Origin of the sequence: Pelotomaculum sp. FP (assembly GCF_004369245.1) — a bacterium.
Taxonomy (GTDB): domain Bacteria; phylum Bacillota; class Desulfotomaculia; order Desulfotomaculales; family Pelotomaculaceae; genus Pelotomaculum_C; species Pelotomaculum_C schinkii.
The window spans coordinates 1-26650 of record NZ_QFGB01000044.1; the positions used below are offsets into that span (position 1 = coordinate 1).

Consider the following 26650-nt stretch of genomic DNA (forward strand, 5'->3'; position numbering starts at 1 on the left):
GTCGCTGAGGTCTGTCTACTACTACGGGCTCAAGGCACCAATGATAAATCAACCTCGCTTCGCCAGCCGCTAAAGGATTAATTCGATAAACCCCATTTTCGTTCCTCTGATGGCGCTGCCGTAGGCGACATGGGGGTCTACCCTGAAAATGTAGCGAATTCATTCGCACAAAAGTTATTTTAGATGCCCAAGTTCGGCGCTGGCGCGCCGTGTGCGATTAAAATGGCGCCTACATCGGCTGGTATTTTCATGATACGCGGCGCCGCGATAGCGGCGTGGGCAACTACTTCGAAAATAAGGTTCAGCATACGGATTAGTTCCCCATAAGCTCATACATAGCTATGATTTCATACTCAGCGGGTCACGTCAACGACATTCTTTTATCTGTTTTATATTCTCATTAACAATAGCATTTCCTTCATAAAAAAGCAAAACCCTGGCGCCCAGGGTGAGGTTACAAAAGAAACCTTATGATAGAACTGTTTAGTTATCTTTAGGCCGGGAACTAGCGGTGCTGCAAATGCCTGTCATCCCAGGCTAAAAAGCGGTAGACTAAATAATATACACCCGCGGTGGCCAGTGAGAACAAAAAGTAGTTCACTCTACAGACCTCCCTTCAATGTACTATTAATTTATATTGTATACAATATTATGTAATACGCAATACGTTATACAGTATTCATAATTGCAAGTTTATTTTGAAAGAAAAAAAAATTCCGGTATTGCGCCAGAATTTTTTAAATCCAGGATGGGATCGGTCGATTCTTTTACTTCCGACTACCATATTGATTCCCAATCAAACAATGAACTGGTGAACTCTCAGCCAATCTCCATCGTGGCTTCCGGCAGGGCCGCGGCGATGTCGCCTGCTACCAGACCTATCATGCCTTTGCGGCGTGCGGCCAGGTCACCGGCCAAACCGTGGATATAGGCTCCGGCCGCAGCAGCCCGGGACGCTTCCAGTCCCTGGGCCATGAGGGCTGCGACGGCCCCGGTCAGGACATCGCCGCTACCGGCCGTGGCCATGCCCGGGTTGCCGGTCGGGTTGATGTAAACCGCTCCTTTCGGCGCGGCCACAACCGTCCTGGCCCCCTTCAGGAGGACCACCACGTTCCAGGCAGCAGCCGCGTTGGCGGCGACAACAAGCCTGTCCTGCTGTATTTCACGTATTTTAGTCCCCGTTAACCTGGCCATTTCTCCGGGATGCGGCGTAACGACCACAGGAGCCTGGACCTTTCTAAGCGTTTCCCCGTCTCCGGCCAGGGCGTTGAGGGCATCAGCGTCCAGGACGCAGGGAACGTGTACCGCAGGAAGCAGTTCCTTGACTAAGGCCACCACTTCCGGGTCGGTCGAAAGACCCGGACCGATGGCTAAAACATCCTTATCTTCCAACAGCGATATAATACGCTGCTTGGCTTCCCTTACCAGCTTGCCGTTCCCGGAGTCAGGCAGGGGGGCTGTCATAACCTCCGTAAGTTTGGCTTCCATTATACTGTGGAGTGTTTCCGGCACAGCCACCGTTACCAAACCTGCCCCGACCCGCAAGGCTGCTTCTCCGCACAGGCTGGCCGCTCCGGTCATGCCGCGGGATCCGGCAACCACCAGGACCCTGCCAAAATCACCCTTGTGGGCGGAAGACCGGCGGTTGGGCATCCATTCCTTCACCAGCTCGCGGGTGGTCAGGTACCTCTGTGGTCCGTCCTTTTCCACCAGGCCGGAGGGGATAGATATGTCCACTACGTGCAAGTTGCCCGCATAATCAGCACCGGGCTCAAGTATCAGCCCCAGCTTGGGCAGACCGAAGGCGACGGTGTGATCAGCCTGGATGCAGGGCCCGTTGACCCTGCCGCTGTCGGCTTCCAGGCCGGACGGAATATCCACGGCCACTATCGGCTTGCCGCTGCCGTTTAAAACCTCAATAATACGGCCGGCCTTCTCCCCGATCTTGCCTTTGAAGCCGGTCCCATAGATAGCGTCTACAATCAGGTCGGTATTCATCAGGATCAGCCTTACGATATTGATGCCGTCGCCATGCTGGAGGGAGTATATCTTCTGCTCCATCTTACGCCAGATTTCCAGATTTATTGCTGCGTCGCCTGAGATTTCTTCGATATTGGCCAGGGCCAGCAGTTTAACCACGGCGCCCATGTTCAGAAGATGGCGGGCGACAACCAGTCCGTCCCCGCCATTGTTGCCCTTGCCGATAAAAACGGTAACTGTCTTGTCCCGTACATCTCCCAATACTTGTTTGACAACTTCCACCACATGGCGGCCGGCGTTTTCCATCAGGACCAGGCCTGGTATGCCGTAATCCTCAATGGCGGTCCTTTCCAACGCCTTCATTTCTTCAGCGGTAACCACCCTCATGCGTTAGCCCCCCGTCCGGTGGCGACAGCAAAAGCCACCGCAAATTCACGACTATGTGATAAGGTGATGTGCAATGATCCAATTCCTCTCTTGGCTGCCAGAGCAGCTGCGGCTCCGTGCAGTAAAACTCCGGGCGGGCCCTCCCGGCTGCGGCTGACCTCCACTTCCACCCAGCGACAACCCGAAAGGCCGCTCCCGATAGCCTTCAAAACCGCTTCTTTGGCTGCAAAACGCGCGGCATAGCAGGAAATGCGGTCACGTCTGGCCTCGCAATAAGCAATTTCCGCGGAGGTATAGACCCGCTCCAGAAACCGGCTGCCTGACCGTTCCACAGCAAGCTTGACCCGGTCGATTTCGATAATATCGGTTCCCACACCAATTATTGAATCATCACGTTTATATTCTTGGACCAAAACCGTTCCTCCCCAAAAATGCTATCTGAAAATACAAAAGCCTTCTTAAAAAAAGTTGGCGTGAATTATTCGCACAAATGAAGCATTAGCTATAATTAAAAAATTCGCCGGCGCCGGTAAAAAACCTGCCTCAACCTTATCTGACTTAACAGACAAGCATTCCTATTAAAAACCTTACAACTGCCCGCCTATACACAAAAGCCCTCTAACCGCTGCTGATTAGAAGGCTCTCTACAGGCCCAGGATCTTTTTCAACTTTTTGGCCTGGGCCCGGCTGACCGGCACCTCACTGGTCTCCTGGTCCTCAACGGTAAGGTTATAGGTCCCGTTGAAGAAAGGCACAATCTCTTTTACTTTGTGCAGATTGACCAGGTAACAGCGATGGGTCCTGAAAAAAACGTTGGGGTTTAAGCGGGCCTCCAGTTCCTTCAGGGTGAAACGGGTGAAAAGCTTGTTATTAAACGTTTTTATGTAGACATAATCCTGCTCTGTAAAGGCATAGAAGATATCGGACTCTGCAACCAGGATAGTTTTACCCTGCTTTTCCGCGGGAACACGTTCGATCCTGATCTGGTTTGGGGGTGGGCCTGTTTTGAGTTCGGCTTCGCGCTCGGCTCTGACCTCGCCTGCGCTTTGAAGGACGCCGGCCTCCTGGGTTATTTTAACAACCTTGTCAATCGCTTTCTTTAACCGCTTCGGCTCAAATGGCTTAAGGATATAGTCCACAGCGTTAACTTCAAACGCAGAGACCGCGTACTCGTCATAAGCCGTAACAAAAACAATATGCGGCCGTCTGGGCAGTTCCTGGATGACCGCTCCCAGTTCCAGCCCGCTCATGCCGGGCATGGATATATCCAGAAAAAGGACCTGGTAATCCAGCGCCTTAATCAGGGCAAGGGCTTCCTGGGCATTGGTAGCCTCACCGACGATTTCCACATCTTCGGTGCTGTTCAAAGCATGTCTAAGCTCCTGTCTGGCTGGGTATTCATCATCCACGATCAGCGCTTTAAGCTTCAACAACAGCCCCCTCCTCCCGGTGTTTCTTCAGGGGTATCCGTATATACACCGAAGTGCCTTTGTCGACCTCACTCACTATTTTTAGACCGTAATCCTCTCCATACAGGCTCTTTAAACGTTCGTGCACGTTGCTCATACCAACCCCGTTGCCGGAACCAAAACCCGGCAGCAGCACCTTGGGCAGTCTGTCCCGGCTGATTCCCACCCCGTCGTCCTCAATGATAAAGAGCATTTCTCCATTGTCCAGTCGCGCTGTAATTTTAACCGTGCCAGGCCCGATCATAGGCTGGACGCCGTGTTTGATGGCGTTTTCCACCAGAGGCTGCAGGGTCAGCACGGGTACCTGATACTCAAGGAGGGCCGGGTCAATATCCTTTTTGATCCTGATCTTTTCCCGGAAACGGGCCTTTTCCAGCACAAGGTAGGTATTTACATATTCTATTTCTTCTTTTAAACTGTTAAAATGTCCTTGCCTTTTGAGTGCCTGCCGGAAAAATGAAGCCAGGCGGATTAAAAGCCTTCTGGCAGTTTCCGGGTGCGACCTGCTGTAGCTTATTATAGCATTCAGGGTATTGAATAAAAAGTGAGGGTTTATCTGGGCATGCAGAGCGTCAAGCTCGGCAATCGTGACCAATTGAGCCTGCCGGTCCAACTCCGCCAGCTCCATCTGCATACCAAGGAGCTGCGCCACCGCCAGCGCCATCTTCACAACGGAAGGCTGCAGGTCACCCTGGTTGGTCTGATAAAGCTTCACCGTGCCGGCCACTTCGCCCTTGCATTTCAGCGGGGCGATGACAGCTGCCTGCAGGGTGCAGTTCTTTTCCGGGCAATTAAGTCCTTTCTTATCCTTGACAATCATCAACTCACCGGTGGCTATGGCCTGCATGGTAGAATGGGTGAGGATCGGTCCCCCGGCCTTGTGATGATCCGAACACTCACCGATATACGCCAACACCTTCTCCCGGTCGGTAATGGCCACAGCCGACACTTCGCTGATTTTCTTGATGATTTCCGCTGTTTTCTGCGCCGTTTCTTCATTGAGCCCTCGTCTCATAAACGGCAGGGTCTCGTTGGCAATCTGCAGGGTAGGGTCCATGGGGTGTTCGTCCAGCTTTAAGGCGGCCACTTTATACCTTTTAATATAGTCAGCCACAAAGTAGGTACCCGCGGCGTTGACGAGGATAATTAAGGCCAGCAACCCCCAGGGTCCCGGCTTAGCAAAAAAAACAACCGCTGCAATTAGGAGCTGGGCCAGGCCCCATCGTAGAACGATGCCTCCGCCCGGCTGGCTGAACAGGTTCACACCTTCACCCGCCTAAAGAGTTAATGTCAAATTTGCCGGTATATATTCTTCAATATTCGTGTAAAGCTTTCCTGCATACAAAACCTGGTTATCTCTTTTTCATTCTTTCAAAATAGTTGGCAATCCCACCAGCGTTAAGTCCCATATCCGAAGCCAGTAAATCTATAATTGACTTTTCATGTTTGAATTCACCGTACTGGGACAGTTCACCCCACAACATGCTCCATAAGGCTTCTTCAATATCTTTCACCCCGCCCCCTGCAGCAAGCATGTGCCGGCCAGTCTCGGCATAGACCCGCACCAGATCCCTATTGCGGGCGATTATCCCGGACGCGCCCGTTACCTTGCCGAAATGGGTAAAGTAGACATTCTCCAGGTCCAGACGGTTCAAGCGGTCAAAGGTTTCCATAAAAGCCGCGGGATCAAATTCTGAGGGAGGGGTAATCGGAAGTACATACGGACGCCCGATCGACCGGCTTAACAAAGGGTAATGGCCGCCCAGGCAGTCACCGCTGAAAATGCCGCGGCTGGCCGGGTCGTATATGACCATGTGGTGGCGGGCATGCCCCGGCGTGTGGTAAATGGTCAGCACTCTCCCACCCCCGAGGTCCAGGGCCTCGCCTTCTTCGGGGGTATGTACCCGCTCTTCGGGCACGGGGTAGATATCGCCAAATAAAACGTCAAAAGATGCTCCATAAAGCTGCCTGGCAGCATTGATCAGGCGGGAAGGATCAACCAGATGCCTGGCTCCGCGCGGATGTACCAATACCCGGGCGTTGGGAAACTCACGTATTAGCGCCCCGGCGCCGCCCGCGTGATCCAGGTGGATATGTGAGACTATGATGTAAGCCAATTGCCCTGGGGGCACTCCCAGGTCTTTGAGGGCCTCCACCAAACGGCCAATGCCCGGTGTCGCGCCGGTTTCAAAAATAGCGGCCTTCTCCGCCAGGATAATGTAGCAGGATGTGCGCTCAGGCTCACCCTGGTAGTTGACATCCACCTGATAAATATTTTCACCCAAGCTAATCACTGACAACTCATATCCCCCCCGTTATTTAAAAGTGGGCTTACACAACTAGAATATCTGAAAAGTTTGAAGATTGTCAACATATATTGTATCAACCTTATTTACAATAATAAGACATTACAGGTTATTTCTCCCTCCGGGCCGTCATTAGATGCCTCAATCATATTTGACTGCGGCAACCTGTTGGCATTCAGGCGTACTCATGTTCTCCAACTATAAATGCACGGTATGATTTGCTTGAAGGCAAGGAAATTACCAAGCGCTTTACTCTTTAAAGCGGTATTCCAGCTTATCTTCGGACTCAATTAAAAATGACCGCCCATTTAGCTCTGGCGATCATTATGGTGTTTTATTCAGTTTTTGGTATGAATACCGGCTTTTACTTCGTTAGCTGCAGTAAAAATTCTTCCCCGTCCTGGGTAATGTCAATGTTCCACTTTTGATTTTTTGCCAGCCGGGAAATATTATCCCGTGCGGCCGCTGAATCTACAAGCACCTTGATCGTGCCCGTACCCAGCCGGTCCATCTCCTTCTTGACGATCAGGAGCGGTTCAGGACAGAGAAGCCCTCTCGCGTCCTTGACTTCCTGCATCAGCTTTCACCCCCCGAACTGACAGATTAGCTTTGCAAACAAAGAATGCTATCACAAGGACTGCGGCAAAACCGATCAGGACCGCCGTCTGCCCTGCCGCCGGGACACCCTTGGCGCTGGCAGCCAGGCCGAAGTTATGGGCGAAAGCGGCGCCGGCTATTAAACCGAGCACCGTTACGGCGGAATCGGTATTCCCCTCTGAAGCGGATATAAGCTGGCGGAGCGGACAGCCGCCCAGCAGCACCGCGCATAAACCAGCCAGGGCCATACCGAGGAAATTCCAGAGACCATCGCTGTGCGCGATAGGTTGACCTTCAAAACCCAGTTTAAAAGTACCCATAGTTAAATTACCGATAAGTGCCGCAATCAGGATTGCCGCAAAGCCGTAAAGCAGGTAAGAGTCCCGGAATAGAATAAAATCACGGATACCGCCAGCCAAACAGAGCCTTGAACGCTGGGCCAAAACACCCACGATAACGCCTGCGATAAGCGCCAGCGCCAGGGGCGCGCGCATGGAAGCAGGACCTTCCGTACTGAAAATAATATAAGCCGGCTTGGCCAGCAGGAGAATAAACACAGTAATAACCATGCCGATAAAAACATAGCCGTTCGATTTGTTTTGAGGCATGGCCCGGCCCAGGGAAAATCCCTTGCGTAAGAAAGGCAGGCCCAGCCCAACTCCCGCAATCAGCCCGGCAATACCCCAGAGGGCATTCAAGTCACCTCCGGCGAGGCGCAAAATGGCTCTTAATGGGCAGCCCAGGAAAACCAGCATGCCGATCATGGCTATAAAACCGAGCAAGAACCTGGTCAAGGCGCTGGACCCGCCCAGAGACTTGAATTCCCTGGTAGCGACAGCCGCCCCAAAGGCTCCCAGCACCATCCCAATGATTTCCGGGCGTATATACTGCACTGTCGCTACTTTTTGCAAGCCGAGTCCTCCGGAGATATCCCTGAGAAAACAGGCAATACAATAGCCCATGTTAGCCGGGTTACCGTATTTCACCAGCAGGATCGCCATAAGACCGGTAATAGCGCCGGCAATAATGATCGTCCATTTTTGCTTCATCTAAGATTCACCTTTCTTTTGCTGGAATGCTTTCACACTCAACTGTAACTGCCTACCTCAAAATACGTTATAATTTAAGCCCTCCTCCCCTTAATATTGCTCACAAGTTTTATATAAATTTTATTCCTCTGATAATTTTCAATATGACGGCTTAGTAATCCTTTATTAAGATTATTCGATATTTTTATAACACTTGGTACTCCTAATTACTTGCTTTTATACGTTGCTTCAGAAAGGCTGGTAAATATCCTGGTGGTTGAGCCCTCCTCCACGGTGACCTCAAACTTATCGGCGCCGGCCGTGGCCTTTTCCTCATTCGGCCCGTAAGAGATAATCTTAGCCATGGCGTGCAGTTCGCCGTCCTGGGAAGGTTTAATCAATATCGAACCCAACTGGTTGTCCACCTTCAGCCGGGACCCTTCAGCCAGGCTGACGGGCTTGGACTCCCACTGCCTGGTATAGCTGTACCGGTTTTCAAAAATAGCCTCTTCTATCGTGCAGGGTTACTTTTCAACATCGGAAGAAGCAGTAAATACGGCGTATTCCATGATAGGGAATATCAGCGAGCTATTAACAAAGGAGTTGATCAAGGATGAAGTGCGCCAACCATGAAGAACAGGAGGCTGTCGCAATCTGTTCAGCCTGCCACCAGCCAGTCTGTGAGGACTGTCTGGTTACCTTACGTAACAGGCAGTTTTGCCCGGAACTGCCTGGAAAGCAGGGTGGGTGAGGATACGAAGACCGCTGACAGTACCCTGGTGGCGCTCGACCAGAGCAGCATATGCTTCCAAATCACCATTTCTTGCCGCGTGCACCAGCAGTTCGTCCGTTGCCATGCCCAACCTTCTTCCCCGCTTCTGTCTATTTAGACGTATGTACCGGTATAATTGCTTCAAGTAAAGTGAAAAAATCTCAACCAAAAAAATAAGCGCTCCTATAGCGCCTCAGTAACAAAATTAATACTTCCCTTGTGTACCATTGCCCGCCCGGGGTCGTCCATTGATATAGAATACCAATGGTGGGGCGCCATCGGCTCCTGTTCAGACATGGCCACGCGCCTGCCTGATTTCTGTCAAGGCGCTTGTGTAAGCGCCCAGAGTAGCGTCATCAAAAAGCACAAAACGGACCTCCGCAAACTCATGCCCGTCAAGAAAATCAAGCACCGTCTGCAAGGCGATGCGGGCAGCCCTTTCCACTGGGAAATGGTAGATACCTGTGCTTATGGAAGGGAAAGAAACTGAACTGATTTTACGCTCCCAGGCCAGGGCCAGGCTGTTGTGGTAAGCGCTGCGGAGGAGGTCGTCTTCTCCTTTGTGGCCGCCGGACCAAACCGGACCCACCGTATGTATGACAAAGCGGGCTTTAAGGAGCCCACCCCCGGTAATAACCGCCTGGCCGGTGGGACAGCCCCCCTGCCGGGCGCGAATTTCTTTGCATTCCGCCATGATCTGGGGGCCTCCGGCTTGGTGGATGGCTCCGTCCACCCCAAATCCGCCCAAAAGCCCGGAGTTGGCCGCGTTGACAATGGCCTCGGTATCCTGGGTGGTTATATCACCTTTTAGGATGATCAAACGTGTCTTGCCTATCAAGATTTCCAGGGGGAAACCCTCCTTAATAAAAAGGGCAGCCGGGCCAACAGTCCTTTGGCCTTTTATACTCTGAGCCTTTGGACTTACTCCTTTTTAGAGAACCCGTAGGTTCCAAGTTTTTCAGTCAGCAACCGGTATTCTCCCATACAGTAACCATAAGGACTTATTTTATTAAAATCGGGCCGCCCTTTTTCGTCCAGGACATCTTCGTTGTAATGTACCACCAGGACATCGGCTATAAACACGTTGTGACTCCCAAGAGGAATTTCCTGCCTCACCCGGCATTCGAGATTAACCGGGCATTCAGCAATTAAAGGCGCCCTGACCTGTGAAGCAGGCACAGGCGTCAGGCCTGTCTTGTTAAATTTATTAAAATCCCTGCCTGTTACCACACCGCAATAGTCTACCACCCTGACCTGTTCTGACGATGGCACATTGATCACAAATTCACCGGATTCCCTGATCAGCCGGTAGGAATGCCTTCCCTCCGGCCGTACTCCTATATATACCACCGGTGGTTCAGAATTCATAATGCCTGTCCAGGCAATGGTGATAATATTGGGATCACCGCCCTCCAACCAGGATGTCACAAGCACGGTCGGGACAGGAAACAAAACCGTTGACGCTCCTCTGGTAACTTTCTTGATCATAATCACTCCTTGTTATTTTTATATATTATACCAAATAATAAAGCAATAATAATTAATTATTGTTATAGATGGTATATTTATTTGTCATAAGTATGATTGTTGTATATAATCTCCATAATAGGCTTTCATGTTTTCCAGGATGCTAATTTACTTATATTTGATAAAAGCTGATTTTAGTCCATATATGTAATATTTTAGATGCGGAAGGAGGTATCATTCATGCAGAAAACCTTAACCCAGATGACCAGATTTTCCGGGTGAGCCGCCAAGGTGGGACCGGAGGTCCTGTCAGATATTTTGCGTGATCTACCTAAAAAAATAGATGACAATTTGCTGGTCGGAGCAGACACTTCCGACGACGCGGCGGTTTACAAGCTTACCGAAGATCTGGCAGTGATCGTAACCGTTGACTTCTTTACCCCAATGGTGGACGACCCTTACCAGTTCGGGCAGATTGCTGCGGCCAACGCATTAAGTGATGTATACGCCATGGGCGGCAGCCCCCTGCTGGCTCTTAATATCTTCTGCCTGCCTAGCTGCCTGCCGGCGGAATCAGCCTTAGAGATCATCCGTGGCGGGGCGGACAAGGTGCTGGAATCGGGCGCCCTGATTGGCGGCGGCCATACGGTCCAGGACGAGGAGCCCAAGTACGGCCTGGCTGTGGTTGGTCTGGTCCACCCCGAACAGGTGCTGAGCAATGCCGGTGCGCGTCCCGGTGACGTCCTGGTCCTGACCAAACCTCTCGGCACCGGTATTGTCAACACCGCCTTTAAAGGAGGGTTGGCCGATGAAGAGGTATACCGGGCGGCTGTCGAGAACATGGCCGCATTAAACAAAGACGCGGCAGAGTGTTTGAAAGCAGCGGGCATTGCAGCCTGTACTGATATCACCGGTTTCGGCTTCCTCGGCCATGCGGCTGAAATGGCCAGGGCCAGTAAAGTCAGCCTGCAAATCAGCTCACAGGAATTGCCTCTCTTGCCGGGAGCGCTTGATTTTGCCCGCATGGGCCTGATCCCGGCCGGCGCCTACGACAACCGCCGCTTTTTGCAGGATGACGTGGTCTTTGCAGCAGGAGTAGAACAGGAACTGCAGGATATCCTGTGTGACCCGCAGACGTCAGGGGGGCTGTTAATTCCGGTTAAACCTGAGCAGACCGGTTCTCTACTGGAAAACATGCAAAAAAAAGGTGTGTCAGCAGTTGCTGTGGGCAAAGTAATCGCCCCGCAGGACTTTCTGATCGAGGTTAAATGACTGAGCGTAATAAGTTGCTCTCGTTACCGGAGCCATTCGCATACTTCACAGCCAGGCTCATCCCTTCCGTTGGACTTGGCTGTTTTTTTGCATAAACTTTATTGTGCTGTAGATAAAATTTCAATATTAACTAGATAATTTAAATTAAAGTAATATATGTAATCAACTAAAAGAAGCTTATCGGAGGATGAAGATGCCGACGATTGAAAGAAGGGCCGCCATCTGCGGTATATGCCCGGGAGGCTGCGCGGTAGAGGTTACGCTGGAAGATGGCCGGTTAACCAACGTTGAACCATTAAAAGATGCGCCATACGGACACCTTTGCGTCAGGGGCAAACATGCGCCTGAGGTTGTCTATTCCCCGCACCGCTTAAAAACTCCGTTGATCCGTACAGGAGAACGTGGTAAAGGAAAATTCAGGGAAGCCGACTGGGATGAGGCGCTGGACTTCACGGTCCAAAAAATGCGAGAGCTCAAAGAAAAGTACGGGCCTCAAGCGATCGCAAGCCACTCCGGCCGGGGCGCCTTCGAACAGTCTTTAGTGGAATTCTGCAATGAACGGGACGGCGTGGCTTCAAAACTGCTGCTGCCTTTTGGCTCACCAAATATTGCCAGCACGGGTTCCGTATGTTACGTTTCATTTGGTATATTAGCGCCTATGGCTAACTTTGGCTTTTCCGGCCACAGACTGACGCCGGATGTGGAAAACTGCAATCTTCTCGTAGTTTGGGGCACCAATCCGGCTACAGATTCACCGCCTACTTTTTGGAAGAGAATAACCAGGATCCAAAAAAACAAGGTGAGGGTGATCGCCATCGATCAAATGCGCTCCGACATCGCCGACCACGCCGACCAGTGGGTAGGCGTCCGGTCAGGGACGGATGGCGCACTCATAATGGGAATGCTCCATGTGGTCATCAACGAAAAGCTTTATGATCAAGAATTTGTACAAAAATGGACCCTGGGTTTCGAAGAGCTGAGCGATTACGTACAGAAATATACACCTGAAACAGTCGAACGAATCACCCTTGTTCCATCACAAACTATCAGAACACTGGCCAGAGAGATCGCTAACACAGATAAAGTATGCCTGCACACCTATACCGGCCTGGAATACACCAACAGCGGAGTACAGAATATCAGAGCGTTATACATTCTATGGGCGATAACAGGGCATATCGACGTACCGGGAGGCCTGTACATTACCGGTCCGGCAAATTTGCCCATACAACGTGAAAAATTTGCAAGACCCGCCGGGATAAAAGCAATCGGCGCCGGTGAATATCCTATGTTTCATGAATTAACCGGTTGCGCCCACTACATGGAATTTCCCAAGGCCGTCTTAACAGAAACCCCCTATCCTGTCAAAGGGCTGTTGATTAACGGGTCATCGACCTTGACCTCATACCCGCAGCCGGAGATTTTTGAAGAAGCATACCGCAAGCTGGACTTCATGCTGGTAATCGACCTGTTTATGACCAGGGATGCCCTGTTTGCTGACGTCGTGCTGCCTTCGGCAACTTATTATGAAATAAATTCGTATAAGCGCTATCCTGATTACGTCCGCCTGCGCAAGCGGGTAATCGAACCAGTGGGGCAAGCACGCAACTGCACCTTGATTATGGCCGAATTGGCAAAGAGGCTGGGGTACGGTCATCTATACCCGCAAAGCGAAAAAGAGTTTATAGAAAAAGCTTTTGCCGGGGATCCGGAACTTCTGGAACGCTTAAAAAATTCTCCCGACGGGGTTCGCTTACCGGTCCGGGAGCGCACATATAAGAAATATGCATTGGGTTTATTAAGAAGCGATGGCCGCACCGGATTTCCAACGCCCTCCGGCAAGCTGGAGATCACCTCCAGCCTGATGGCTAAATATGGTTACGACGCCCTGCCGGTCTATGTGGAGCCGGTGGAAGGTCCCCTGCAAGCACCGGAGCTCTATCAAAAGTATCCGCTGGTGCTGAATACCGGAGCTAGAATTCAATCCACCTTCCGCTCCCAACATTTGAACATCCCCGGTTTGGTCAAGCTGCAAGATAAACCTCTGGTGTTAATTCATCCCGGGGATGCAGAAAAACGCGGCATTGTGAGCGGAGATAAAGTCCTGGTCAGCACCCGCAGGGGACAGGTGGCCTTTTATGCCGATGTAACGAATAAAGTCCTGCCGGGTCAGGTGGAGGTCAATATGGGAGGCGGCAACCCCACACAAGTTGAGGCTTGGAGACAGGCTAACGTCAATTGCCTCACGGACGCCAATAACAGAGACTATGTCTCAGGGTTCCCCGTTTTCAAGGCGTTGCTGTGCCAGGTGGAAAAAGCTTAACACTGCGCTTTTTGCGCGATTGAAATCGCGCCTGCATCAGAGATAGCAATTGAAAGTTATTTTTGTTCATGAACCCTGATAAACCGTTACGCAACCTGCAAGCGGCATGCTCATTGCCCTAATTTATTGGTACAGGCCTAAAGTAATACAGCAATAACCACCTTGACGATAATAGAACAGTCAGGCAGCCAACTCTGCGGTTGAACCTGGCTGTTTTATTTTAATACCTGGTATTTCTCTTTACCTGAGTTTTTTTACGAACTATTAATAATATGCGTTATACCTAAATCATTTAAATAGGTGATAGGAAACCATGCAGCAATAAATAAATTAAATAACCCTCATAAAGGGATAAACATATTCCGGGACGAATAGTTTTTTAAATATATTATTTTTCCCCAAATCAATTATAAAGATGAGGTGTCAATATTGGCAAATGACTACCGCCCCATGTGGGAATCTCTCGGGCTGGACCTGGAGGCGCACGACCAACTGCTGCAGGTAATTCCGCCGGCTTTCGGGGAAGTTTATATGCAGCAGAAGAACCGTCCGGCGGAAATGGAGTATTTTGATTTTGTGATTAGCGAAATCCACGGCCTGCGCATTCAGGAACTGCAGGAACACAAGGCACGTGGTGGCAAGGTAGTCGGCGCTTTTTGCATTTTTGTCCCGGAGGAAATCGTCCGGGCCGCCGGCGGCATCTGCGTCGGACTGTGTTCCGGAGCCGAGATAGGTACCGCCCAGGCTGAAAAGGTGCTGCCCAGGAACATCTGCCCCTTGATTAAGTCCTTCATGGGTTTCAAACTCGGTCACGTCTGTCCTTATTTTGAGTCCTGTGATATGGTCGTCGGCGAAACCACCTGCGACGGCAAGAAAAAAGCTTTTGAAATCCTCAACGACTATATGCCCGTGCATATGATGGAAACCCCTCAGATGAAAAGGGAAAAAGACAAAGCATTATGGCGCAGCGAGGTGCGGGACTTTGTAACCGAAATGGAACAGTTTACCGGAAACAACGTCACTTATGGATCCTTAAAAAGGGCCATTCAGGATGTGAACGGGAAGAGGAAGGTTCTGGCCCGCCTGGCAGAACTGCGCAAAAATATTCCTGCGCCCATCAGCGGCAAAGACAGCCTTTTGATTGAACAGATCGCTATGTACGACGACGTGGACAGGTTTACCGGACAGACCGCCAAACTCTGTGACGAACTCGAGGAGCGGGTCCGCACAGGCGCCGGTGTGCATGAACCGGGGGCCCTGCGGATAATTGTATCCGGCACTCCCATGGCCGTCCCCAACTGGAAGGTCCCCCATATCATCGAAAGCAGTGGAGCGGTTGTTGTTGCCGAAGAGCTTTGCACAGGCCTGCGCTATTTTGAGAACACCGTAGCTGAAGACGGCCACGACCTGGAACAGCAGGTAGACGCCCTGGCCAAACGCTACCTCGATATCGACTGCGCCTGCTTTACCCCTAACGCTAAGCGCACCGATAAACTGGTGCAACTGGCTGAAGAATATAAGGCTGACGGGATCATCCACTGCTCCCTGGCTTTCTGCGACCCTTATCTGGTCGAAGCAAACCGGGTTGAAAAAGTATTGAAAGAGCACAATATACCACTCTTGAGAATTGAAACGGACTATGGCCAGGAAGATTCGGGACAGCTAAAGACAAGAATTGAAGCGTTCTTTGAAATGCTCGCCGCAAAAAAAGCCTGATTGTCCCACCGTCCCTGATAACGGCATCGCGGATTGGCCTTCAAATTCACACATGACCATTGAAAATACTGAAAATGCAGGTGCGAATTCATAGTTACTGTAGATGCCCAAGTTCGGCGCTGGCGCTCCGTGTGCGATTAAAGTCGCACCTACATCGCTGGTATTTTCATTATACGTGGCGCCGCTGGCGGCACGGGCAACTACCTTGCATAGGAACCCGCTGACAACAGAAAATGGCCACCTGACCTTTGAGCGTTTAATAGACCGGCCTGATGTTGCAGGCGCCAATTCATTGCGCCTGCAACATCAGGTAATTTTCTGTTGACCTTAATACATGAGGATGCAAATAAACTATTTTTATTTCCCTGTTTATTACAATAAATATATTTTATTTATACGATAGAGGAATTTTATAATAATTGGGTGAATGTTACACTCAGTCTTTTTAACCTGAAAGGTGGGCGTCTATGCGACCCTCAATGATGAAAATTTTTGATAACCTGCGTGACCAGAACATCCTCGACCTTGAGCACGCCAAAAGGGACAGCAAGAAGGTCGTGGGAATGTACTGCGCTTACTCTCCCCAGGAGCTGGCGCTGGCAGCCGGAGCCATTCCGGTGTCTTTGTGCGGGACGAAGAACGAGCCGGTGGCGGCCGCTGAAAAAGTGCTGCCCCGCAACCTGTGCCCCCTGATCAAGTCCAGCTTTGGCTTTGCCATAACCGATACCTGCCCCTATTTTCGTTTTTCAGATTTTCTTGTCGCCGACACGACCTGCGACGGCAAGAAAAAAATGTTTGAAATACTGAGCAGTATTAAACCCATGCATGTCCTGCACCTGCCGCAGGGAACAGACCGTCCGGGCGCCCTGGGATGGTGGCTGGAAGAAATACGCGTCCTTAAAGACAAGTTGGAGGAAAACCTGGGGGCAGCAATCGATGAGGACGGTCTGCGTGCAGCCATCAAGCTGACCAACAGAGAGCGGCAGGTGATGAGAAAACTGCATGAGATGAATAGACTTGACCCTGCCCCGCTGTCCGGAGTAGATCTGCTCACCGCTACCTGGTTGAGGAGTTTCAGCGTTGATAAGGCAGAAGGAATTGAACTAGTCGAACAACTTATAGAAGAGATCCAGGAAATAGCGGAGAAGGGACTCTCCCCCTTCCGACCGGGGACACCCCGTATCCTTCTCACCGGCTGCCCGGTGGGCAGCGGCTCGGAGAAGGTATTAAAACTCGTGGAGGAATGCGGCGGCAGCGTAGTTTGCCTGGAGAACTGCAGCGGGATCAAAACCCAGGTGTATTTGATCGATGAGGACGAAAGCAGGGACCCGCTGGAAGCTATTGCCGAAAGATACCTGCAGATCCCCTGTTCATGCATGTCCCCCAATCCCCGCAGGCTCGAACTGATCAGTAAATTAATTGATGAGTACCGGGTTGACGGGGTTGTTGACCTTACCTGGCAAGCCTGCCACACCTATAACGTCGAAGCTGAATTGGTGCGCCAACTGATCAAAGATAAGTTCGGACTGCCCTACATCCAGCTGGAAACCGATTACTCAACCTCGGATGTAGAACAGCTGAAGACCCGGGTCGCTGCATTTATCGAAATGATGGACAGGAGTTGAACAACATGATTACAGTGGGCATAGATGTCGGGTCCATTACCACCAAAGCAGTATTATTAAACGGTACGACCTGGCAAAGCCTGCTGCTGCCGACCGGCTGCAGCCCCCGGGATGCCGGTAAGAGCGTATTCGAGCAAATTCTTGACAGGGCCTCTCTATCTCCTGCAGACGTCGACTGTGTTGTCGGGACTGGCTACGGCAGGATTTCACTCCCCTTCATCGATAAGGCGATCACGGAAATCACCTGCCATGCCAGGGGCGCACTTCACCTGGTAAACGGTACCGACATGGTGATCGATATAGGCGGCCAGGACAGCAAGGTAATCATGATTGATGAGCAAGGCCGTGTTATCAACTTCGCTATGAACGACAAATGCGCCGCCGGTACCGGCAGATTCTTACAGGTTATGGCAGCTGTGCTGGGCGCCGACGTGAGCGAGTTGGCGGACCTGGCGCGGGGAGCCGAGCCTGTACAGATCAGCAGCATGTGCACGGTTTTTGCCGAGTCGGAAGTGGTCAGTCTGCTGGCCCAGGGTGTACCCAAGGAACGCATCATCGCCGGTATCCACCGGTCTGTCGCCGGCCGTGTGGCCTCGATGGCCGGAAGGCTGGGCCGGGGCAAGCGAATTACCTTCACCGGGGGCGTCGCCAGAAACGGCGGGGTAAGAGAGTTTCTTGCCCGGGAACTGGGCCAGGAGGTCACTGTGGCGCCCGAACCCCAGATGGCCGGAGCGATCGGCGCCGCACTCCTGGCCAGGGATAGAGGCAAACACTAGCAAAGCCAACGCTTTTCCAAAACCGCATTCCAGCTTTATTTTGCGGATACATCGCTTGTGGTAATTATTCATTTTCAAGGAGTAATTTACATGTCAAAAACACTGGTGGAGTTCATTAATACCTGCTCCTGCTGCGATGAACATATTCAAACAATTAAAAACACGGCCCAAAAACACGGTGACCAAGTGGAAGTGAAGATTTACTACGCCGGTAAGGATGTTGATTATCTCAAAAAATATGGGATGGTAACCAAAGGCACGATGATTATTGACGGCAGAAAAAAAATTAATAACCTTTCTAAAACAATTATTGAAAAAGCTATTGAAGACGCGCTGAGGAGCTGAATTTTTTGATTTTGGAGCTACTGCAAAAGGTTATTCTGGCATCCTTTGACATCCTCAACAGCGCTTCAGTATGGCTGGTCATAAGTTTTATTCTGGCAGGCCTGATGCACAACCTCTTAAGCCCGGACCGGCTGCACCGGACGCTGGGAAACAGGAAGATATCGTCTCTGGTCAAGGCAACACTGTCAGGCATGCTCCTGCCCATCTGCAGTTGCGGTGTCATTCCCCTGGGCGTGGGGCTATATTATTCCGGAGCCTACCTGGGGCCCACCCTGGCTTTTATGACGGCTACGCCCATTATTAATCCGGCAGCCATACTCCTGGCCTATGGTTTTTTAGGGCCGCAGATAGCCACTATTTATCTCGCAACCGGGTTTGTGGCGCCAATTTTGATTGGTATGGCCGGCAACGCGCTTGCCGGGCGGGAGCTCCATGCTCCAGGCATGGAAGATCCCGTAGAGATGGTCAACCTGGAGTCCGGTGCGGAAACCAGCCTGGCACAAAAACTGAGTTCAGGCCTGCATTGGGGTTTTTTTAACATGGGTGTATCCGTCAGTAAATACGTGTGTATCGGCATGCTGCTGGCCGGATTGATGATCACGCTGGTACCGGCGTCCTTTATCCAGCAGTACCTGGGCAGCCCAGGCGTAATTTCCCTGGCCGGGATCGCCGTCCTGGGAGCAATTATGTATGTCTGCGCAGTAGGTCACATTCCATTTATCGCCGCCCTTATAGCAAGCGGCGCGGCGCCCGGCCTGGCCATTACTTTTTTAATGACCGGAGCCGCCACCAATCTTCCCGAATTAATCAGTATGTATAAAATGATCGGCCGGCGAACCGTTGTCATTTATATTACTGTCTTGACTCTCTCTTCATTATTTGTTGGCTACCTGACCAATCTATACCTGCTGCCGGGCTTTGTGCCTTTCTTTGACCTGACCAGCACCCGTCAAACTATCGGTCTGGCCAACAGCTTGGTTTTCTCTGCTCCCGGTCCTCTTCGCTATCTATGTTCAGCAATCATCACAGCTCTAGGCCTTCATGCTTTGTGGCCGGGCATCAAAAGAGCGCTGCTTAAAGAAAGGGCCGCATGATGCCCCGTCGTAAGCTGCTCCAGAGATTTTTTGCTTGGGTAGTTTTGGTACTGCTGGCCGGCGGCTGCGGAGCAGGGAACGGCAAGATGCCTCCTCCTGCCGCAGGTGATGAAGCCTTCCGGGGAGGCCCTATGCTTGAATATTTTAAGGCCGCCCACCCCGGTAAGGAAGTCATAATTTTAGACAAGGCCGATCTGAATAGCGACAACACTGAGGATATGGTGGTGATTTTCAGAGAGAGCAAGGAAACGAACTCGATGCTGGTCGTACTTGATTTATCAGGTTCATACCAGTGCACCAATAAGGTACCGGCGCCGGTGTCCAACCAGGTCATCCAGTTTAAGGACATCGACCAGAAACCACCTTTGGAGTTTATCGTCCAGGGCATGAAAGGCGCCAATGTCGGTTATGCAATTTATCGCCTGGAAGGAACAAAACTGGAGGACTTATTTGGAGAGGGGATGAAAGACTGCTGCTAGACATTTTAGACTGAAAACACGGGGAGAAATGGGGATGGTCCCCCGCGGGCTTCAAACCCGTTTGTCTGCCTGTCATGCAGGTGGGAGTCCGGTTCGAATCCGACTTCTCCCCACCAAAACCATATCAAGTATTGCTTTCAAGGAGAGAAATTATGAATAACAAGATCAGAACTGTCATGCTGCTTATTGTGTCAATCAGCCTGCTTACGCTTTTGACCGGCTGCGGCGGGGGTGACAAGCCTGCAGACCAAAACAAAGCCGCCGCGAATATCGCAATACCGGAAAAAGACAAGGACTACGTGGTGCAGCTCGGTTATTACGACTGCGATCACATGACCGGCGCCTGCATCGCCAAAGATGCGGGGATATATGACAAACTGGGTCTTAAAGTTAACGTGCTCGGGAATGCCAAGGTTCCCGAAGCGATGGCGGCGGGCCAGATGGATGTGGGGTACGTAGGCAATTCCCGTATGATGCGCGCATTTTTACAGGGCTCTCCCATTGTCGTCGGCGCCAACAACCACATCGGCGGTTCCCACTATCTGGTTGCCTCCAATGATATCAAGGAACCAAAAGACTTATTGGGCAAGAAACTGGCCATCGGGACAGCCCCGGAGAAAAATAACCCTTCGTGGATTGTAATGGCTGAAAGGCTAGGACTCCCTATCGAGGGCGCGAACTACGAAGTGCTAAACATGGCCGACAAGGATGAGTACTTCGCCCTGAAGGCAGGTAAACTGGACGGGTATGCCGCCTGCGACCCCTGGGGTTCGATGGCTGAATTCGAAAAAACCGGCCACGTCCTTGCCGCTATGGATAAATTGCCAAGCGGAGAGTGGGGCGAGTGCTGCGCCTTCAACTTGAATAAGAATTTTGCCACGGAACATCCGGAGTTGGCCAAGTTGATGGTCCTGTCCCATACCAAAGCAATAGAACATATGTATCTTAAGCCTGTTCGCTCAGCCGAAATTTTCGCCGAAAATTACAAGGTGCCCATGGAAGTCGCACTGATGACCATGTGGAAGAAAACGGTTGCTGAAGGCAGGACTATCACCTGGAAAATTGACCTGAATAACTGGCAAAGACAAATAGATATGGAACTTGGGTTTGGAACACTTGATAAGGCGCCAAACGTGAATGAGTTTATTCAGCCCCAATACCTGAACGAAAGCGGGGCCGATGACTTTGACACCTTTATTAAGGAAAAAGTGGACCCGGTCTTCCCGGTTGGCATGTCCTATGAAGAATGGAAAACCAAAGCCTATAAACTGGAAGGTAAAACGGCATAACACCTTGCCTGAAAATATACTCGGAAGCAGGGGGACGGGAAGCAGTGGGAAGCAGGGGGACGGTTCTTTTGCTTCCTTTTCTTGAAAATAGCCGTACAGCTTATTTAACTCACAGGGCGAATCCCAAAAGATGCCGGCGCCCTACCATGGGCATGGACGTCTAATGGCTGCTATGAAAAAATTATTTGTCATAGCAGCGGTAGCTGTCCTGCTGCTGACAGCCTTCTTGTACCCTCAGCGGGGAGGAGACAACGGGAAGGTTAAAATAGGTGCGCCTGACGACACAGGCGGCATGATCATACACTACCTGGTGCACGAAAAGGGCTACGGGGATGCTGAGGTGCAGCATGATTTTGAACTGTACCCGGTGAAGGATTGCTGCTCCAGCACCTCCCAGTGGGCCTTAAGCAGCAATCAGTATGACCTTGCCGTCATGTGCCCTGACGCGGCTGAAAGCCTCCTGGAAAAAGACGGCCGGTTTGAAATCGTCAGCCCTTGTCTGATGAATTCGGACATCGTGGTGGTTAAACCCGGGCTTACTCCACAAAAAATCGGGATTGCCCAGAACCGCACTCACCAAACACAAATTGTGGCTGATATTTTCGGCCAGGGGTGCGCCACAGCGCCTATGCTGCCGGCAGCCATTCCCTACGCCTATGAGAAAAACGCGGTTGACGGCGTGGTCGTGGATGCGCTGAGGGGATTTACCATGACCGGAGATAAACTGCCTGCGACTCCCGTGGAAGCAGGCCACATCACCTACGTACTGGTTGTTAACAATAGCTTTAAAGATGACCCGCGTTATCAGGAATTTCTTGACTTGTTTCAGCAGTCGGTTGAAGAACTAAATAACCCGGATATCCTGATTGAGGAGATCGGGAGATACAAAAATATCGACTTTTCACGCGAGGAGGTGAACCAATGGAACCGGTTGGGGATAAAGCACGTATTTACAATTCCAGAAATGCGCGGTTAATACGCGAAAAAGTCATGGGCTCATTTGGCCAAAAACAGATATTGTACCGCTTGATTACTATTGCGGCGGTTTTCGGTATCTGGCAGTTGGCCGCCAACCACTACCACAGTGAATTTATGATGCCATCTCCTTTGAAAACGATGATTACCTTCACCTCTGTCGTACATGACGCAGACGTCATCAAAAATCTCCTGCTTACTTTAAGGAGGGTTCTGACAGGATTTGCTTATGCGCTGATGATAGGGATCCCGCTGGGCTTTCTGATGGGCTACTCAAAAACGGCCATGCAGTTGTTTGACCCTTTGATCGATTCACTCAGGCAGATCCCGATCATGGCCTGGGTGCCGCTGACCATCGTCTGGTTTGGCCTCGGCGACGGTCCCACCGTATTTTTAATTGCTTTTACCGGAACCTTCCCCATCGTAATGAATACTATTGCCGGCGTGCAAAACATCTCCAAGGATTATTACAATGCTGCCCGCAGCATGGGCGCCAAGCCCTGGAGCATATTCGCCCACATTATCGTTCCCGCTTCCATGCCCGATATCCTGATTGGGGGCAGAGTCGCCATCGGGCTGGGCTGGATGTCGGTCATATGAGCGGAATTCATAGCGACGAGTGCCGGTTTCGGCTACTCCATGGTGGAAGCGCAGACAAGAATGCAAACCGACACACTGGTGGCCCTTATGATCCTGGCCGCCCTGATCGGGTACACTATCGACCGGATTCTTCAATTATTTAACAGGTCTCTTACAAAATGGAGGTTTGTTCAGTAATGGAATTGATAATTGAAAATGTCTCCAAGGTTTTTACTAATGACAATAAGGTCCATACAGTTCTCAGGGATTTGAGTTTTTCTGTGCAGGAAGGCCAGTTTGTGACCCTCCTGGGCCCTTCCGGCTGCGGAAAAACCACCCTGCTGACAATCATGGCCGGGTTCCAAGCGGCCTCCGGCGGGCGGATCCTGCTAAACGGCAGCCAGGTAACGAAACCTGGTCCGGACAGGGGGTTTGTTTTCCAGAACTACGCGCTCTTTCCCTGGATGACGGTAAGGGACAATATCCTCTATCCGATGAAACAGCAAAAAGTGCCCTCCAAGGAACAGGAACAGCGCTTACAGCGATTACTGGCAATAGCCCAGCTCGAAGGCAAGGAAAAGCTTTACCCGCACCAGCTTTCAGGGGGCATGAAACAAAGGACTGCTTTCATCCGGGCGCTGGCCGGCAGTCCGGAAGTGCTCTTGATGGACGAACCACTGGGTGCGGTTGATTTTCAAATGCGGCAAAACCTTCAAGAAGAGCTGGAGTCTTTGTGGCTAAAGGATAAAACGACCGTCATCATGGTGACGCATGATGTCGATGAAGCCATCTATCTCAGTGATAGAGTGATCGTGATGTCTGCCCTGGAAGGAAAAGTATTGGAAGACTTGTCCGTCAAACTGCCCCGCCCGCGGAACCGGAAGGACAGGGAATATATCAAGACCAAAGAACACCTTATGGATCTCCTCAAGATTGCTATCAACAAGCGGCCGGAGTCACCGGAAACCCAAAGAAAGCTATGCCTGGCGTAAGTAAGAAACTATTGTCTTGATGCCTTTGAAGCTCTAATCGTTGCAAAGATGCTTTTTCAATCGAATAATACTTTAAAAAAAACAAGGAGGTTTTATCGATGAAAGTAGCGTATATTTTTTCTTCAACCACCTCGCAGAAGATCCTGGACAACATGATTATCCCTCAGTTGGAAGGGGATACGCACGGAGCTGAGGTGGCCGGCATGTTTTTCTTCATGGACAACACCTATTTTCTTTTAGACGGTACCGAAATGGGCGAAAGGCTGCGTCAAATACAGGAAAAGAACGGCATGCTCCTAATGGCTTGCGACAAGTGCGCCATTGAACGCGGTATTGAAAACAAACTGATCTCCGGCGCAAAAATAGGTTGTTTCCCTCAGCTTTACGCGGCCCTGGGAGGCGCGGGGATTGACCAGGTCATAACCCTATAATATTCAACCGGAGGGGCAATTTTTGCACCACGGCTTAAACCGACAATGAAGCTCTTGACCCAATAGCCGGATTTCCACCTTAAAGATCTCTGCTGACCAGGGTTAGCAAAAAAAGCAATTAAGAAGCTTATAAGCGATTCCTAAAGCAGGAACCGCTTTTTTTCCTTCATGTTTTTTACTAAAACTACCGGCGTCCTCTCCAAGTTTAACCTTTGCAAAGTCAACGATTGACAGGATTCTTCATAAATGTATAAAAAGCTACTTATTTTTCAAATATTCAAAACACATCCCGGGAAAACCATGAACCTGTAAATATGCAGGTTATATTTATATAGTATTATCCTAAATAATTACATGAATTCACATATAAATTAAATTTAAAGCTTCCTTTTATTAATATGCGCCACTATAATGAAAATTGATTCCTACTACAAATTATATTATTATATAATGTAGGTAGTAATATTTAAAGGATCACAACTAAGAAGGATTAAGAAAATGTGTAAACTAAGCAATCCCCGTGCGCTTTCCGGGGACACGGCAGAACTGCAAACTCTCCGTACGGTCTGCGGGATCTGTGGCAGTTGCTGTGGGATGACCCTGACTTTACAAAATGGTTCGGTTATTGCTGTCGATGGCGACCCGGCTGATCCTTATAGTCAAGGAAACCTATGCTTTAAGGGCAGAGCAATCATTGACTTATTGAACGCTCCGGACAGACTAAGATATCCTCTCAGTAAAACAAGGAACGGGAAATGGCAAAAATTGTCCTGGGAAGAGGCCTTTGATCTCCTCTCAGAAAGGTTAAAGACCATCAAAAACAGGTATGGCCCGCAAGCCCTGGCTGTCCATGTCGGACAGGCCGGCGCGGGTAAAGAATTCACACATTATGTGGAGAGGTTTTGCAATATATATGGCACCCCCAATTTCTCCACACTCGGCAGCCATTCTAAACGATTAGCCCATATTTTGACTTATGGAGCTATACCTGTCTCAGATTATAGAAACAGCAGCTGCATCCTGCTCTGGGGTTATAATCCCACCAGGGCCTGTCCTCCCCTGTCTAAGCAAGTCAGCGAAGTACACCGGAGAGGCGCTTATTTAATCGTAGTGGATCCCATCACTACCCCCCTGGCTAAAACTGCTGACTTTCACCTGCAACTAAGACCGGGCACCGACGGAGCTCTTGCGCTGGGTATGCTTCATGTGGTGATCCGTGAAAAGCTGTATAACAAAGATTTTGTCAAACGTTGGACCACCGGTTTTGACCAGCTCTGTGATTTGATCAAGGAATATCCCCCGGAAAGAGTCTCAGAAATAACGTGGGTTTCAGTGGCAAAAATCACGCTTGCAGCAAGGCTTTATGCCGGGTCGGCGCCTTCCTGCGTTACTACCGGCATAGCCACGGAACTACAGGCCAACGGGTTTCAGACCAACCGTGCCATAGCCATTCTCCAGGCCATTACCGGAAACCTGGACATTTCAGGGGGAGCTATTTTTCCGCCGGTTGCTAAACTATCCCCGCTCTCCGCTGACAATCAGTCCCTGGATAAAAAGCCGGCTGTGGGAGAATATACTTACCCCCTGTTTAAGAAGTATACCAACCAGGCGCAGGCCAACCTGTATACCAGATCTATTCTGGAAGGTAAACCCTATCCTATCAAAGGTATGGTCGTGACAGGAAGCGATCCTGTACTGACCTGGCCTAACACAGGCGAGGTCAGGAAAGCATTGGGCAACCTCGAATTTCTGGCTGTGATGGACCATTTCATGACCGAAACGGCTCAACTGGGCGACTTGGTCCTCCCGGCAGCCACATTTTTATCCCGCAATGAGATCTGGCGGATTTTAATATCCAATGACGGCCCAAGACTGGGTCTTGCCCCAAAAGTACTGTCTGAAGAAGGATTGCTCACGGACTGGCAATTCTGGAATATTTTGGCCAAAAAAATGGGCTACGGCAGGGATTTTCCATGGCTTACGGAAGAGCAGGCGCTCAATTACAGACTGAAGCCAACAGGCCTGACTCTGGAAGAACTAAAAGATAAGCCTGAAGGTGTTAAGTATGCTGAGTGGGCTGAAAAAAGCTACGAACGGAAGGGATTTGACACCCCTTCCGGAAAAGTCGAGATATATTCGAAGGTTCTTCAAGATCACGGTTACGAACCTCTTCCCAACTACAGAGAACCCATTGAAAGCCCCTTATCTTTAACATGTCTTGCAGAAATCTACCCGCTGGTTTTGACCACCGGGGCAAGGAATGACGCATACCACTGCTTTCGTTGCCAAAACCTGCCGGTTTCTCACATGCAAAACCAGGAACCCATGGTTGAGGTCCACCGGGAGAAGGCCAAAGAGCTGTACCTGCAGGATGGAGAAACTGTTGTAGTTGCGTCGCCACGCGGGAGGATAGAGTTGAAAGTAAAATATACCGATAAAATTGACCCGAGAGTGATTAGCATTCCGCATGTCTGGGAAAAAGCAAATGCCAATGAATTGACGGACAATATCATTCTTGACCCCGTAACCGGATTGCCTCCGGACAGATCAATGCTTGCCAGGATCATCAAAAAGGAATAGCTAAGCGGAGCCTCTTTTTCTTTCCAGAAGTTCACCAGCCGGTACGTTGCCATGTCCTTGCCGAAAATAAGTCAGCCAGGCTGTCCGCATTCCCGTATTAATAAACGAATCAAATATTTTGGCAAAAAAGAAAAATTTATTACTACTACAATGGATATTATTATATAA

The 26650-nt window shown here is 50.4% G+C and carries 27 protein-coding genes and 1 tRNA gene; 16 read left to right on the forward strand and 12 right to left on the reverse strand.

All coding sequences use genetic code 11. The annotated features are described in order from the left end of the window. Positions 1 to 179: 179 nt before the first annotated feature. The 12 genes from Psfp_RS22545 to Psfp_RS15215 all read right to left on the reverse strand — a co-directional run bounded on the left by Psfp_RS22545 (position 180) and on the right by Psfp_RS15215 (position 10027). A complete protein-coding gene (locus tag Psfp_RS22545) occupies positions 180 to 308 on the reverse strand; it encodes a hypothetical protein (protein ID WP_282434351.1) in 129 nt (42 codons plus the stop codon). Positions 309 to 819: 511 nt separating this feature from the next. Beyond that, complete coding sequence (locus Psfp_RS15165) at positions 820 to 2367, reverse strand: NAD(P)H-hydrate dehydratase (protein ID WP_134219389.1); 1548 nt, start codon at positions 2365 to 2367, stop codon at positions 820 to 822. Continuing rightward, positions 2364 to 2780 carry a holo-ACP synthase gene (acpS, locus tag Psfp_RS15170; RefSeq protein ID WP_243120698.1) on the reverse strand — a complete coding sequence of 139 codons (417 nt, stop codon included), beginning with the start codon at positions 2778 to 2780 and terminating at the stop codon, positions 2364 to 2366. Before acpS ends, Psfp_RS15165 begins: the two co-directional genes overlap by 4 nt. Before the next feature lie 231 nt (positions 2781 to 3011). Then, on the reverse strand, positions 3012 to 3797 hold the full coding sequence (locus tag Psfp_RS15175; RefSeq protein WP_134219417.1) for a LytTR family DNA-binding domain-containing protein: 786 nt from the start codon (positions 3795 to 3797) through the stop codon (positions 3012 to 3014). Then, on the reverse strand, positions 3787 to 5100 hold the full coding sequence (locus Psfp_RS15180) for a histidine kinase (protein WP_243120699.1): 1314 nt from the start codon (positions 5098 to 5100) through the stop codon (positions 3787 to 3789). The genes Psfp_RS15175 and Psfp_RS15180 overlap by 11 nt, the downstream gene beginning before the upstream one ends. A gap of 88 nt (positions 5101 to 5188) precedes the next feature. After that, positions 5189 to 6130: an MBL fold metallo-hydrolase gene (locus Psfp_RS15185; protein ID WP_243120706.1), complete on the reverse strand. Its 942-nt coding sequence runs from the start codon at positions 6128 to 6130 to the stop codon at positions 5189 to 5191. A gap of 376 nt (positions 6131 to 6506) precedes the next feature. Continuing rightward, positions 6507 to 6719: a sulfurtransferase TusA family protein gene (locus Psfp_RS15190; protein WP_134219391.1), complete on the reverse strand. Its 213-nt coding sequence runs from the start codon at positions 6717 to 6719 to the stop codon at positions 6507 to 6509. Further along, positions 6679 to 7788: a YedE family putative selenium transporter gene (gene yedE / locus Psfp_RS15195; RefSeq protein ID WP_134219392.1), complete on the reverse strand. Its 1110-nt coding sequence runs from the start codon at positions 7786 to 7788 to the stop codon at positions 6679 to 6681. Before yedE ends, Psfp_RS15190 begins: the two co-directional genes overlap by 41 nt. Positions 7789 to 7994: 206 nt before the next feature. Beyond that, positions 7995 to 8180: a hypothetical protein gene (locus tag Psfp_RS15200; protein WP_134219393.1), complete on the reverse strand. Its 186-nt coding sequence runs from the start codon at positions 8178 to 8180 to the stop codon at positions 7995 to 7997. A 282-nt stretch (positions 8181 to 8462) separates the two neighbouring features. Next, a complete protein-coding gene (locus Psfp_RS21785; RefSeq protein ID WP_192895459.1) occupies positions 8463 to 8624 on the reverse strand; it encodes a hypothetical protein in 162 nt (53 codons plus the stop codon). Between the two features lie 204 nt (positions 8625 to 8828). Continuing rightward, positions 8829 to 9359, reverse strand: coding sequence for an O-acetyl-ADP-ribose deacetylase (locus Psfp_RS15210; RefSeq protein WP_243120700.1), 531 nt, complete (start codon positions 9357 to 9359; stop codon positions 8829 to 8831). Between the two features lie 101 nt (positions 9360 to 9460). Further along, the gene (locus Psfp_RS15215; protein WP_134219396.1) at positions 9461 to 10027 is read right to left on the reverse strand and encodes a flavin reductase family protein; all 567 of its coding nucleotides are present in this window, start codon (positions 10025 to 10027) and stop codon (positions 9461 to 9463) included. 219 nt (positions 10028 to 10246) lie between these two features. Between Psfp_RS15215 and selD the strand changes: the two genes are divergently transcribed. The 16 genes from selD to Psfp_RS15290 all read left to right on the forward strand — a co-directional run bounded on the left by selD (position 10247) and on the right by Psfp_RS15290 (position 26482). Continuing rightward, on the forward strand, positions 10247 to 11278 hold the full coding sequence (gene selD, locus Psfp_RS15220) for a selenide, water dikinase SelD (RefSeq protein WP_134219397.1): 1032 nt from the start codon (positions 10247 to 10249) through the stop codon (positions 11276 to 11278). Between the two features lie 193 nt (positions 11279 to 11471). After that, positions 11472 to 13601: a molybdopterin-dependent oxidoreductase gene (locus tag Psfp_RS15225; protein ID WP_243120702.1), complete on the forward strand. Its 2130-nt coding sequence runs from the start codon at positions 11472 to 11474 to the stop codon at positions 13599 to 13601. A 450-nt stretch (positions 13602 to 14051) separates the two neighbouring features. Next, positions 14052 to 15317 carry a double-cubane-cluster-containing anaerobic reductase gene (locus Psfp_RS15230; protein ID WP_192895458.1) on the forward strand — a complete coding sequence of 422 codons (1266 nt, stop codon included), beginning with the start codon at positions 14052 to 14054 and terminating at the stop codon, positions 15315 to 15317. A gap of 103 nt (positions 15318 to 15420) precedes the next feature. After that, the gene (locus Psfp_RS21345; protein WP_153189543.1) at positions 15421 to 15642 is read left to right on the forward strand and encodes a hypothetical protein; all 222 of its coding nucleotides are present in this window, start codon (positions 15421 to 15423) and stop codon (positions 15640 to 15642) included. A gap of 142 nt (positions 15643 to 15784) precedes the next feature. Beyond that, positions 15785 to 16942, forward strand: a complete 1158-nt coding sequence (locus tag Psfp_RS15235; protein WP_134219400.1) for a double-cubane-cluster-containing anaerobic reductase — start codon at positions 15785 to 15787, stop codon at positions 16940 to 16942. A gap of 5 nt (positions 16943 to 16947) precedes the next feature. Continuing rightward, on the forward strand, positions 16948 to 17718 hold the full coding sequence (locus Psfp_RS15240) for an acyl-CoA dehydratase activase (RefSeq protein WP_134219401.1): 771 nt from the start codon (positions 16948 to 16950) through the stop codon (positions 17716 to 17718). A 90-nt stretch (positions 17719 to 17808) separates the two neighbouring features. Next, entirely contained in the window at positions 17809 to 18063 is a 255-nt protein-coding gene (gene saoT, locus Psfp_RS15245; RefSeq protein ID WP_134219402.1) for a thioredoxin-like (seleno)protein SaoT, read from the forward strand. Positions 18064 to 18068: 5 nt separating this feature from the next. Next, the gene (saoE, locus tag Psfp_RS15250) at positions 18069 to 19157 is read left to right on the forward strand and encodes an efflux transporter SaoE (protein WP_134219403.1); all 1089 of its coding nucleotides are present in this window, start codon (positions 18069 to 18071) and stop codon (positions 19155 to 19157) included. Then, on the forward strand, positions 19154 to 19636 hold the full coding sequence (gene saoC, locus Psfp_RS15255; RefSeq protein WP_134219404.1) for a Cys-Cys-COOH (seleno)protein SaoC: 483 nt from the start codon (positions 19154 to 19156) through the stop codon (positions 19634 to 19636). Before saoE ends, saoC begins: the two co-directional genes overlap by 4 nt. Before the next feature lie 20 nt (positions 19637 to 19656). Continuing rightward, a tRNA-Sec gene (locus tag Psfp_RS21350) sits at positions 19657 to 19752 on the forward strand. A gap of 36 nt (positions 19753 to 19788) precedes the next feature. Beyond that, a complete protein-coding gene (gene saoX, locus Psfp_RS15260; protein WP_134219405.1) occupies positions 19789 to 20925 on the forward strand; it encodes an ABC transporter substrate-binding subunit SaoX in 1137 nt (378 codons plus the stop codon). A gap of 172 nt (positions 20926 to 21097) precedes the next feature. After that, the gene (gene saoB, locus Psfp_RS15265; protein ID WP_134219406.1) at positions 21098 to 21901 is read left to right on the forward strand and encodes an ABC transporter substrate-binding (seleno)protein SaoB; all 804 of its coding nucleotides are present in this window, start codon (positions 21098 to 21100) and stop codon (positions 21899 to 21901) included. Beyond that, entirely contained in the window at positions 21847 to 22677 is an 831-nt protein-coding gene (gene saoP / locus Psfp_RS15270; RefSeq protein WP_243120704.1) for an ABC transporter permease subunit SaoP, read from the forward strand. Before saoB ends, saoP begins: the two co-directional genes overlap by 55 nt. Beyond that, positions 22677 to 23471 carry an ABC transporter ATP-binding protein SaoA gene (saoA, locus tag Psfp_RS15280; RefSeq protein ID WP_134219409.1) on the forward strand — a complete coding sequence of 265 codons (795 nt, stop codon included), beginning with the start codon at positions 22677 to 22679 and terminating at the stop codon, positions 23469 to 23471. Before saoP ends, saoA begins: the two co-directional genes overlap by 1 nt. 98 nt (positions 23472 to 23569) lie before the next feature. After that, positions 23570 to 23902 (forward strand): DsrE-related protein SaoD, encoded by a 333-nt coding sequence (gene saoD, locus Psfp_RS15285; RefSeq protein ID WP_134219410.1) that lies wholly within the window; start codon positions 23570 to 23572, stop codon positions 23900 to 23902. A 498-nt stretch (positions 23903 to 24400) separates the two neighbouring features. Continuing rightward, positions 24401 to 26482 (forward strand): molybdopterin-dependent oxidoreductase, encoded by a 2082-nt coding sequence (locus Psfp_RS15290; RefSeq protein ID WP_134219411.1) that lies wholly within the window; start codon positions 24401 to 24403, stop codon positions 26480 to 26482. The last annotated feature ends 168 nt before the right edge of the window (positions 26483 to 26650 follow it).